The organism is Eisenbergiella porci (assembly GCF_009696275.1).
In the GTDB taxonomy this organism is placed as follows: domain Bacteria; phylum Bacillota; class Clostridia; order Lachnospirales; family Lachnospiraceae; genus Eisenbergiella; species Eisenbergiella porci.
Genome location: NZ_VUMI01000089.1, coordinates 1 through 10320, shown reverse-complemented (window position 1 = coordinate 10320; position 10320 = coordinate 1). Strand labels below are relative to the sequence as shown.

Genomic DNA, 10320 nt, shown 5'->3' with positions numbered 1-10320 from the left:
ATGATAACACAAAAGGCACGGCATAAAGCAATCTGATGAAAAATCCATCAGAATAATTTATGCTGTGCCTCTTTTTAATTTGGTGGAGTGTGGCATGGTTTGGTGCCAGATAAAATGCGGGATAACAGTGGAAGGAGAAGGAACAGCCAGAGACAGTTATGTGGAGACCGCGAAGGTATGGATAAATGATCCGGATACACTGCAGGTAAAGGATATAGAAATGAAGGTATATCCGGGCTACAGCTTCACCAGGGTAGAACATGTAGCTGCAGAAAAAGGATTCTTCCAGTGGCTGAAATCACTGATTCCTTCCGATAAACTTCCGGAAACAGTAGGAAACGGTGATACAATTAAAATTATTTATACGGAAGATGATGTTACAATCCAGTATAAAGCAGATGAAAACGGAAGCGTTGGTCTGGATAAGGAAACCATAAAGGCAGTAACAGGAAATGCCCAGGGCTCCACAGCAACGGCAGATAACGGCTACCATTTTGTAAACTGGACGAACGAAGCAGGAACCGCAGTAAGCTCTGATAGTAATTTCGTACCTGATAAGGTTAGCGGAGTAAATGTGGCAGCGACTTATACAGCACATTTTGCAGAGAATGATAAAATAGTCATAACTTACATAGCCCGGACAGGCGGAAGCGTAGATCTGGGAAGTGAGGAACTGGCGCCTGCAACCGGAACAGCCCAAGGCTCAACAGCATCGGAAGACGCAGGTTACACTTTCGTAAACTGGACAAATGAAGCGGGAGATGTAGTAGGAACTGAACCGACATTTGTACCGGATAAGAAAGACGGTGCATATGAAGAAGCAACCTATTATGCAAACTTCGTACAAAAAGCAGATGTAACCATTAACTATGAAGCTAAAGAGGGCGGAAGAGTTGAGCCTGCCAATGAAACACTGGCACCTGCAACAGGAGTTGCCCAGGGTTCTGTAGCAACAGCAGAAGCGGGTTACCATTTCGTAAGCTGGACAAATGAAGCAAACGAAGTGGTTGGGACAAAAGCAGCTTTCGTACCTCAAAAAGTGGATGGAGTGAATGTTGCGGCCACTTACTATGCAAACTTCGAAGAAGATGAAGATATTACAATTAATTATGTGGCAAGACTTGGAGGAAGTGTAACACCTGAAAGCGAAGAGCTTGCACCGGCAACAGGAGTTGCAGCCGGATCAACGGCAGCGGTATCCGCAGGTTATCATTTTGTAAACTGGACAGATGCAAATGGAAATGAAGTAGGAACTGATGTGAAGTTTGTGCCTGAAAAAGTAAACGGAGTGAATGTGGCGGCAACCTATTATGCAAACTTTTCTGAAGATGAAGATGTAACAATCAATTATGTAGCAAATGTAGGAGGAAGTGTAAATCCTGAAGAGGAAACCTTAGCTCCTGCAACAGGAAATGCTGTAGGTTCCGTAGCTGCTGTAATGTCAGGTTATCATTTTGTAAACTGGACGAATGAGGCAGGTGAAGAGGTAGGGACAGAACTTGAGTTTATCCCTGCAAAGGTAAATGGAGTAAATGTAGCGGCAACCTATTATGCGAACTTCGAAGAGAATGAAGCTATAGACATTCAGTATGTAGCCAGAATCGGTGGAAGTGTAAATCCTGGGAATGAGACACTGGCTCCTGCAACAGGTGTGGCAGTTGGTTCCACAGCTATGGCAGATACAGGTTACCATTTCGTAAACTGGACGAATGAAGCCGACGAAGAGGTAGGAACTGATTTGGCCTTTGTACCTGAAAAGGTCGATGGAGTGAACGTAGCGGCAACCTATTATGCAAACTTCGAAGAAAATGAAAATATTGTAATCAATTATGTAACAGATGGTAATGGAACGGTATCAGCGGCAAGTGAAAGCCTTGCACCTGTTACGGGAGAAGCACAGGGTTCTACGGCAACAGCAAATGGTGGATATCATTTTGTAAACTGGACGAATGAAGCCGGTGATGTGGTAAGTACTGATGCAGCATTTGTACCTGCTAAAGTAGATGGATTGAATGTAGCAGCTACTTATACAGCACATTTTGCAGCCAACCCTGCTCCTACTCCTGAGGATCCCGATCCTAACCCTAACCCGAATCCGACCCCTGACACGACACCGTCTACAACAGGAGTACTCGGCGAGGCACTTCCTCCCGCACAGCCTGAAGTAGGAGTCCTTGGTGAAGCGGCAGGACCGGAGGTAGGAGTTCTTGGCGAAAGCAAGGGACCCGGAACCGGAGATACAGCTCCAATCGCAGGCTGGTCATTCCTGATTATGGGTGCAGTTCTTACCCTGGGAATTACCGCCAAGAGACGGAAAAAGGACGAAAAATAATTTCCCTTTCAAAAACAAGTACTGAAATTTAAGACATAATACCAGAAAGTACCACAAAGAATTGGCGCCCGCCGGAAATAACCCGGCGGACGCCTTTTTTTAACGCAAAGGATACTCCTTAATACGTCAGGAAAGCCATGGAATACGTTACCAATACGCTTCCTGCGCGGAAAACAGGCATTTTCCCTCTTAAGAATTTCTTTCGTTTTTTATCCGCAATTTTTCGCTGTTTCTTCCCTGCTTATTCCTTGACTGTTTATAGTATATAGAATATAGTATACCTAAAGAACAATATTATATCTCATATAATATCATAAGTCCCAATGGAAGGGAGTGTACAATATGGTTTTTAATACAGGAGCGGCATTGTTGGATGCAATTGTGCTCGCTGTTGTCTCCAAGGAACCGGAAGGAACCTATGGATACAAGATAACCCAGGAAGTACGGCAGGTAATAGAGCTGTCGGAGTCCACCTTGTATCCGGTATTAAGAAGACTGCAGAAGGATGACTGCCTTGCAGTTTATGATATGGAATGTGCCGGCAGGAACCGCCGTTACTATAAAGTTACGGAAAAAGGAATGGCACAGCTTGCATTATATGAAGAGGAATGGAAAAAATATTCCGCCAAGATAACAGGAATGTTCGAGGGAGGTATTAATCAATGAACAGACAGGAATTTATGAATCAGCTGGAAATGCTCCTTTCGGACATTTCCCAGGCAGAACGGGATGAGGCGCTGCAATACTATAATGATTATCTGGATGACGCGGGAATTGAAAATGAAGAGTCTGCCATCCGGGCACTGGGTTCACCCATACAGGTAGCCGCCAATATTAAGGAAGGCCTGAAAGAGGGAAATGAAACCGGGGAATTTATGGAAAACGGCTTCCATATGAATAATGAAGAAAAGGATATGATGATTCTTCCCGGCGAAGCTTCTTCAGAAGACGATAAGGCTGCGGAAGAAACCAGATTCGCAGACGGAAATACGGATGGTGTGTTTGACGCCATATTAAGCTCCGGCGGAGCCAATGCGGATATTGAGACGGTAGACGCAGAAATCATGAAGGCTGAGGTTGTAGATGCGGCTGTAGTGAATACGGATGCAATGGATTTGGATGTGGTGACGGCCGACAGTGACACCGCGGATAGCAATGGAGCCGGCAGTAATGGTTTGGTTAGCAATAGCGCAAATACGTACGTGGCAAAAAAAGAAAATACAGCTCCGGCAAACAGCTCAGAGCCGGAGAAGGCTCAGGAAGGCTTTGTGGATATCAATCCCGATCCGTTCCGCGGCCTTTACAAGGATATCGATTCCTGCCAGATTCACGGCAAAGAGCAGAATATGGATTCTGCGCAGGCTGGCCAGGGATACCAGGGCAGCGGCCAGGGCCAGGCAAGTGGCGGCCGGAATAATCAGAACAGTTATGGAAATCAGTACGGCGGCCAGAACCAAAACGCCGGACCGAAGCCTGAAAGCTATCAGAATCAGGCAGGCGGCCAGAACATGAATGGATATCACAATCCCAATGGCGGCCCCAACTTTGCCGGATATCAGAATCAGGGCGGATATCAGAACCAGAACGGGTATCAGAATTACAACGGATACCAGAACGGCTATCAGTATCAAAATCCTAACGGAGCCCCGAATCCCAACGGCTATCAGAATCAGGGCGGTCCCAACGGATATCAGAATCAGTACAGCAATCAATACCAGAACCAGTATCAATACCAGAACCAGTACGGAAACGGCTGCCATCAGCCGCCAAAAAAGAAAAGCAGTGCCGGCAGAATCGCATTAATTGTTCTGCTGTGCATCTTCGCCCTTCCTGTCATCCTGCCGCTGGGCATCGCGGCAGTAGCGGTGGTATTCAGCCTGTTGGTATCAGTCATTGCGGTTCTTGGTTCCCTGGTGGTTGCAGGAGTGGTCATTCTTATTGTGGGAATCGCACTTGTCATCACCGCGTTTCTTAAGCTCTTCCTCATGCCGGCGGCAGCGCTTTATCTGTTGGGCGGCGGACTGGCATGTACCGGAATTGGCCTGGCTATGACTGCAGGAATGATATGGCTGGTAGTCAAAGTGGTGCCGGTAATGTGCAGAGGCTTTGTAAATCTGTGCAGATGGCCTTTTACCAGAAGAAATGCAGCATAAATTTAAGGAAGTAATGGCTGAGGGGAAAGCGCTTTCGGCCATCCTGATTCAGGAGTGACTTTAATCATATGTCCGCGGAAGCGGGCGGATGGGAATTGATGCAGTATCGCAGGCAGACCTGCGATATGCGGGAGGTATAAAATGAATAAATTTTTAAAAATATCCTTACTCGCTGCGCTGGTAATGGTGGTTCTGGGAGCTGTCCTGGCGATGACGGGAAGAGCGGCCGGTGGCAGGGCGCAGGTGGATGAAATGTACAAAAACGGGGAACTGGATCTTCCCTTTGTGAACATGCCCTATGGCTGGCACGGCGGATATTATAATGATGAATATGTGGATTATGAATATTCAGGTGACTATGATTATGATGACTATGAGGATTACAATGGATTTACGGTAGGCGACAGCGTGGATTTTGACAGCAGCTATCCGATACACAAGGCTGATTTTAAGGATACGATTCCTTATTCGGCAGCCTCTCAGAAAGCAGCTTACCTGGATGTGGATATGGGCGGCGTCGGATTTTATGTAAAAAAATCCCCGGACAGCAATATTCATCTGGAAGGCATAAATGTTAAAAAAGTTCAGTATTTCCTGGAAGACGGTACGCTCTATATCAAGGCTCTTGACAGGCACAATATGGAGCATATGGACAAAATCAGCGATACGGCCACCAAAGTATACCTTTACCTGCCTGATACCTGCGCTTTTGTGGATGCGGTTATGGAAATAGGCGCGGGGGAAGCGGAAGTGTCCGTGATGGATACGGAAAGTCTCACATGTACGGTAGGCGCCGGCAGCCTGACCTTCGATGATTTAAAGGCGACGGATACCTATTTCGAACTGGGAATGGGTAAGCTTGTCCTTAAAGAAGCTGCTTTGGAAAATATGAATTTTGACATCGGTATGGGCAGCATGGAATATGAAGGAAGCGTAACTGGGGACGTATACGGTAGCTGCGGAATGGGAAGTATGTCAATGCGGCTGGACGGATATGAAAAGGATCATAATTACGAAGTGGAAGCATCTATGGGGACCGTAATTATCGGAGATAATGAATTCGGCGGGATGTCTTCAGAGAAAAGCCTGAATTACGGAGCTGACAGTTATTTTGACTTATCCAGTTCCATGGGAAAGATAGAAATTTACTTTACAAATCCGGAATGATGAACGATAATATAAGAAAGCGGCAGCCAATTTGAACGGCGGAACTTGGAGGAAATTATGGACGAATACAATAATAATGAAAATATGAACCAGGGACAGAACCAGAACACGGATCAATATGGCAGCAATGGAAATTTTAATTCCTATAATAATAACGGCTCTTATCAGCAGGGTAACGACTGGCAGAACGGCGGCTATGGGAACAGCGGTTATAATGGCGGCAGCAGTTTTAACGGAAACGGCGGTTATAACGGCGGATACAGCAACAGCGGACGCCAGCCTGGAAGACGCCTGAGCAAATCCACTACCAATAAAATGGTATGCGGTGTGTGCGCAGGAATCGCGGAATATTTTAACTGGGACCCGACGATAATAAGAATTATATGGATAGCGGCCAGTATTTTCCTGGGAGCAGGCTTCCTGGGACTGATTGCTTACTTCATCGTAGCCGTTATCATGCCGGAGGGCTGAGACTGACAGGAGGTAATGAAGCATGTGGGATAAGATCAAACCTGAAGAACTGACGGAGAATGTTTTCCATCTCATCAATGATGACTGGATGCTGGTAGCGGCCGAGGATGGCGGCAGGACGAATGCCATGACGGCGAGCTGGGGAGGCGTAGGTATTTTATGGGGCAAGAAGGTAGCCTTCGTATTTGTACGGCCTCAGCGCTACACCAAAGAATTTATAGACAAAAGCGATAAGCTTTCGCTCAGCTTTTTTGATGACAGCTGGCGTAAGATGCTGAATTATATGGGAACTGTATCCGGAAGGGATGAGGATAAGATCGCGGCAAGCGGCCTGCATGTGGAAATGGTCAACAGCGCGCCGGTATTTAAGGAAAGCCGCATGGCTCTTATCTGCCGGAAGCTTTATGAACAGCCGATGACGGAAGAAAGCTTTGTGGACAAAGAGCTGGCAGCGCAGCATTATGCACAGAAGGACTTCCATACCATGTATGTGGTGGAAATAGAGAAGATTCTGGTACAGAACCAGTAAATAAAGAAGCGGAAGACCGGGGAGAAACTATAAGCTCCGGTCTTCCGCTTTTTTTCGGCCTTCTTTTGTGGTCCGCTTTTGCGCTCCATTTTTCCGGTACGCTTTTTGCGGCAGTACGCTTTTTGCGGCCGTTGACAAAGCGGCGCGGCTGAACGTATAATAATTGCGTATGCAATGACACAGGACGGAGGAAAAGTAATGGATAAAAATGGCGGCTGGCGGAGGGGAAAGGCAGCGTTTCTCAACCAGCTGTGGCAGTGTACATGGAAGGATGCGGCAATTACCTTTGGAGTGCTTTTCATAGCCACGGCTGCGGCTTTTGTGTATTACAGGATATCGGCCAGCAATATTAATGTAGTGATGTTTTATACCCTGGCCCTGCTGTTTATTTCGCGGCTGACCAGCGGATATCTGCCGGGGATTGCAGCGGCGATGGTGAGCGTGGTATGCGTGAATTATCTTTTTACCTATCCCTATTTGCAGCTGAATTTTACGCTGGACGGATACCCGGTTACCTTTATCTGTATGCTTGTGGTCTCTGTGATAACCAGCGCATCCGCATCCCATATGAAGCAGCAGTCCAGGATTCTGGCCGAGCGTGAAAAAATGCTGGCTGAGGCCGAAAAGGAAAAAATGCGCGCCAATCTGCTTCGTGCGGTTTCCCATGACCTGCGCACTCCGCTGACCGGCATTATCGGCGCCAGCAGCTCCTATCTGGAAAACGAGGAAAAGCTGGATATGGATGAAAAAAGGGCGCTGGTCAGCCATATCGGCGAGGATGCCAACTGGCTGCTGAATATGGTGGAAAATCTGCTGACTGTCACCCGTATCAGAAATGATTCCGCCAGCGTGAACAAATCCTTAGAGCCGGTGGAGGAGGTTATGTCCGAAGCCGTATTCCGTCTGAAAAAGAGAATACCGGATGCCAATATAAGGGTGCTACTGCCGGAGGAATTTGTCATGATTCCCATGGATGCAACGCTGATAGAGCAGGTTCTGGTAAATCTTATGGAAAATGCGGTTTTTCATGCGGGAAGTACGGAGCCGATAGAATGCCGCGCCGAAATAGGCAGGGATACGGTTACCTTTTTTGTGACGGATCAGGGCGTGGGAATTGACGAGGATAAGCTGGAAACCATTTTTGACGGAACAGGGCAGACGGAAAACAGCAGCGCTGACGGACACAAGGGAATGGGAATTGGACTGTCGATCTGCAAGACGATCATAGTTGCCCATGGGGGGACCATAAGCGCCAGGAATCTGGAACGGGGGGCGCAGTTTGGTTTTACCCTGCCCAGGGGAGAAGCAAATGAAGACTGACGGTAGCGGTTTGGTTATATGAACAGCTACGGCTGACGGAGGAGAAAAACAATGCAGGCAAAGGTAACCATTCTTATCATAGAGGATGAAAAAAATATATGTGATTTCATAGCAACTACCCTGAAGGCGCAGGGCTACAAAACGATTACAACGGGCCTTGGCAGGGAGGGAATTTCCCTCACAGCCTCCCAGTGCCCGGACGTGATCCTGCTTGATCTGGGGCTGCCGGATGTGGATGGCATGGAGGTTATAAGACAGGTCCGTTCCTATTCGGTGATTCCCATAATCGTCATATCCGCAAGAACGCAGGAAAAGGAAAAAGTAATGGCGCTTGATCTGGGAGCGGATGATTATATTACCAAGCCCTTCGGCTCCTCCGAGCTTCTGGCAAGAATCCGCACTGCGCTGCGGCACGGGAACCGTCCGGTGGGAGGGAGCGCAATGGTTGACCGCCCTTATAAGGCCAAGGGGCTGGTTATTGATTTTGATCGGCGTCTGGTGATGGTGGAGGGGGAAGCGGTTCACCTGACACAGGTGGAGTTTAAAATCGTGTCCTTCCTCGCCAGAAATGCAGGCCGGGTGATGACCTATGACACCCTCATTTCCCATGTATGGGGGCCGTATGCAGACGATAACAACCGGATTCTCAGAGTGAATATGGCCAACATCCGCAGAAAGCTGGAAAAAAATCCGGCAGAGCCCCAGTTCATCCTGACGGAAATCGGGGTTGGCTACCGGATGGCTGAGGAAGAAAATCAGGAAAACGATACGGAGTAGCGTTTATTTAAAAGGCGCCGGGAGGATAAAGGAAAATATCCTGCCGGCGCCTTTTATGTATTTATGGACGCGTATGATTTTCGTTTGATTTAAACTATGCCTGTGTGGCTCCGAAATCAATAGGAGCGTCGGGGGCGGCGGGAGCGGATGCCGGAATGGCTTCTTCAAATTCTTCCTCGTAATCCTCATCCCTCTGGGGAGCAATTGTCCTTACATTCACGCCATTTACTTCTATATGATCATTTACCGTGATCACCAGGCATTCCTTGCCGTCAATAATTCTTGTCTCGATTAAATCCGTGCGTTCGGGATTGACCTTAATCACCACATCCGGCGTTTCGATGTTAAATTTCCGGACACTGGCAATATTTGTGGCAAGCAGGGAGGCCTTTTCCCCGGCAGCGGCTTCAAAGGTCTGGTCAAAGGTTTCCATTTTTTCTTCAGGAACGCCGCTCAGCTCGAAAAGACGCTTTACATCTGGTTTGGTGAGCACGAGAGGGTCGGGAGAATCCTTGGTCTCCTCCACCATTTCCGTCAGATGCTCATGGATATTTTTAACGACCTCATAATCACAGTCTTCACCCAGCGTGTCCTCAATCAGATAATTAAAGGTTTCCTTCTGGCTTTCTGCCGTGAGTGGGATGAGTGTGCAGCCAAACATGTTCTCTATGAACTCCGGCTGCAGTTCTTCCGCCTGCTTGGAAAAATAGAGCATGGAATGGATATCGGAATTACGGTCGTTGAAGGCCGGGAACAGAAAGCCCTTGGCCGGCGGGTCAACAATCCAGTCACGAATTCGGTTTTCAATATTGTTGGTTTCCGTATTGTAGAAAAGGCCCGGCTTTGAGAGCTTGACCGGACAGAGGCTGCAGAGCAGGTACTCATAGACATCCTCGGAGGCATCGAACATTTCCGAGCCATCGGTGGATTTCCCGGGAATATCGTAAGCCACATGGATGAGGATGATGTAATAATTTTCCGGAAAATAGTAGTTTTCAATTACCTTCTGGTAAAATTCCGCCAGCAGGACATCATCCTGGAGCTTGCTGTCACGCAGCTTCAGCAAAAATTCCTGGGCGCCTCCCGGATTTTCCGCATCCAGGGGAAATTCCAGGTTCAGCAGATTTTTCCCCAGAGTGCCGGAAAGGGTCTGCTTGAAAATATTAAAATATTTAAAGGTTTCTTCTTCAGGAAGGGAAAGGAACGCTTCCTTGATCTGTGTTTTGATGTTTTTTTCTCCGTCCACGTAGCAGCCGCAGATACGGGTAATGGAACATTTTTCGTGGGTATACTGCTTTCTGATTTCAAGGACTTCTTTTTTGTTCATACATTTACCTCTTTTTATAAAGAAACGTCCTATGGGACGATCCTGTTTGCATGGAAGACAGGGCAGTTGTTATGATAGCATATTTTTCACTGAAAATCAATTTGGGCAGGCGGCGTCCAGCGCCGAAAGGCGCTGGCAGGTTGTAAATAATCCTCTCGATACTTTTATACTTAAATATTCATTTTCCACATCGCTACGCCCTTTTCATGTTTTTATCCACACCCTTTAGGCATTCGTAGCCTTC

The 10320-nt window shown here is 47.4% G+C and carries 9 protein-coding genes; 8 read left to right on the top strand and 1 reads right to left on the bottom strand.

The features are described from left to right. The first annotated feature begins 94 nt into the window (after positions 1–94). The 8 genes from FYJ45_RS28005 to FYJ45_RS27970 all read left to right on the top strand — a co-directional run bounded on the left by FYJ45_RS28005 (position 95) and on the right by FYJ45_RS27970 (position 8749). On the top strand, positions 95–2332 hold the full coding sequence (locus FYJ45_RS28005; protein ID WP_154468253.1) for an InlB B-repeat-containing protein: 2238 nt from the start codon (positions 95–97) through the stop codon (positions 2330–2332). Positions 2333–2674: 342 nt separating this feature from the next. Continuing rightward, complete coding sequence (locus FYJ45_RS28000; protein ID WP_021639709.1) at positions 2675–2998, top strand: PadR family transcriptional regulator; 324 nt, start codon at positions 2675–2677, stop codon at positions 2996–2998. Next, a complete protein-coding gene (locus tag FYJ45_RS31260) occupies positions 2995–4485 on the top strand; it encodes an HAAS signaling domain-containing protein (protein WP_235931051.1) in 1491 nt (496 codons plus the stop codon). Before FYJ45_RS28000 ends, FYJ45_RS31260 begins: the two co-directional genes overlap by 4 nt. A 141-nt stretch (positions 4486–4626) precedes the next feature. After that, entirely contained in the window at positions 4627–5652 is a 1026-nt protein-coding gene (locus FYJ45_RS27990; protein ID WP_154468252.1) for a DUF4097 family beta strand repeat-containing protein, read from the top strand. A 57-nt stretch (positions 5653–5709) separates the two neighbouring features. Continuing rightward, complete coding sequence (locus FYJ45_RS33365; RefSeq protein ID WP_021639712.1) at positions 5710–6123, top strand: PspC domain-containing protein; 414 nt, start codon at positions 5710–5712, stop codon at positions 6121–6123. A gap of 22 nt (positions 6124–6145) precedes the next feature. Beyond that, a complete protein-coding gene (locus FYJ45_RS27980; protein WP_021639713.1) occupies positions 6146–6652 on the top strand; it encodes a flavin reductase family protein in 507 nt (168 codons plus the stop codon). A gap of 198 nt (positions 6653–6850) precedes the next feature. Next, positions 6851–7972 (top strand): sensor histidine kinase, encoded by a 1122-nt coding sequence (locus tag FYJ45_RS27975; protein WP_154468251.1) that lies wholly within the window; start codon positions 6851–6853, stop codon positions 7970–7972. A gap of 51 nt (positions 7973–8023) precedes the next feature. Then, positions 8024–8749, top strand: a complete 726-nt coding sequence (locus FYJ45_RS27970; RefSeq protein ID WP_154468250.1) for a response regulator — start codon at positions 8024–8026, stop codon at positions 8747–8749. Between the two features lie 94 nt (positions 8750–8843). Here FYJ45_RS27970 and FYJ45_RS27965 read toward each other — a convergent pair whose 3' ends face one another. Beyond that, positions 8844–10076, bottom strand: a complete 1233-nt coding sequence (locus tag FYJ45_RS27965; protein WP_154468249.1) for a DUF4317 domain-containing protein — start codon at positions 10074–10076, stop codon at positions 8844–8846. Positions 10077–10320 lie beyond the last annotated feature (244 nt).

Coding starts and splice junctions, on each gene's coding strand:
- FYJ45_RS28005 (WP_154468253.1), top strand. CDS start 95: ATGGTTTGGTGCCAGATAAAATGCGGGATAACAGTGGAAGGAGAAGGA.
- FYJ45_RS28000 (WP_021639709.1), top strand. CDS start 2,675: ATGGTTTTTAATACAGGAGCGGCATTGTTGGATGCAATTGTGCTCGCT.
- FYJ45_RS31260 (WP_235931051.1), top strand. CDS start 2,995: ATGAACAGACAGGAATTTATGAATCAGCTGGAAATGCTCCTTTCGGAC.
- FYJ45_RS27990 (WP_154468252.1), top strand. CDS start 4,627: ATGAATAAATTTTTAAAAATATCCTTACTCGCTGCGCTGGTAATGGTG.
- FYJ45_RS33365 (WP_021639712.1), top strand. CDS start 5,710: ATGGACGAATACAATAATAATGAAAATATGAACCAGGGACAGAACCAG.
- FYJ45_RS27980 (WP_021639713.1), top strand. CDS start 6,146: ATGTGGGATAAGATCAAACCTGAAGAACTGACGGAGAATGTTTTCCAT.
- FYJ45_RS27975 (WP_154468251.1), top strand. CDS start 6,851: ATGGATAAAAATGGCGGCTGGCGGAGGGGAAAGGCAGCGTTTCTCAAC.
- FYJ45_RS27970 (WP_154468250.1), top strand. CDS start 8,024: ATGCAGGCAAAGGTAACCATTCTTATCATAGAGGATGAAAAAAATATA.
- FYJ45_RS27965 (WP_154468249.1), bottom strand. CDS start 10,076: ATGAACAAAAAAGAAGTCCTTGAAATCAGAAAGCAGTATACCCACGAA.